1 pseudogene is annotated in these 601 nt (G+C 49.4%); it reads right to left on the minus strand.

Annotated elements, in window-relative coordinates:
* Positions 1 to 39: 39 nt before the first annotated feature.
* A pseudogene (locus DZ54_RS0117575) lies at positions 40 to 576 on the minus strand (IS21-like element ISSpu15 family transposase); the annotation flags it as partial.
* Positions 577 to 601 lie beyond the last annotated feature (25 nt).

The raw sequence follows: 601 nt of genomic DNA on the forward strand, positions 1-601 counted from the left end.
TTAAGCTGCTTGAGCATGAGTGGTAGAGAGGCTGTTGTGTTATCCATGTAGGCCTCCCGGTATCATATTGGCATACGCGCTTAGGCTATGCTGCTTGATAGAGAGTGATGGCTTATTTGGCTTAATCACTAAAAAGCGCTCTTCGCACTCACGGATGGCCGGTAATTGTCGCTGAGCAATTGACGCTGCAATAAATCGCCCTAATTGACGCTCACAACCACTTTGTTTGGCTAAGTGAAGCAATTTGACCATGTAATAGCTCGCTTCATCTGCCATGAGCGTCTCGTCAACGTATTGCCAGATAGCTTTGTAATTGTCGTCCGGTAATAAGTCATCGCGTAGCTGTGAGCGGCGGAAGGCGCGCGGCTTCTTCACCAGTGCATCAATGACATGGCGGTAATTGACGCAACGAGCGCGACCTCCCTTGTTAGCATAGACACGCTCAAGCTCCGTCACGAAGTCGGTGCCGTAAAATAAGGCTAGACGGTCATCATAGAGGCGTACCAGCAGTCGACTATCAATAAGCCTTGATGGCACGGTATAGGTGACGCGCTTCAGGCAGATAGTGCTTGTACGAGATACTGTGACATAATGCTACGGT

Source organism: Salinivibrio socompensis S35, assembly GCF_000513715.1.
GTDB classification, from domain to species: domain Bacteria; phylum Pseudomonadota; class Gammaproteobacteria; order Enterobacterales; family Vibrionaceae; genus Salinivibrio; species Salinivibrio socompensis.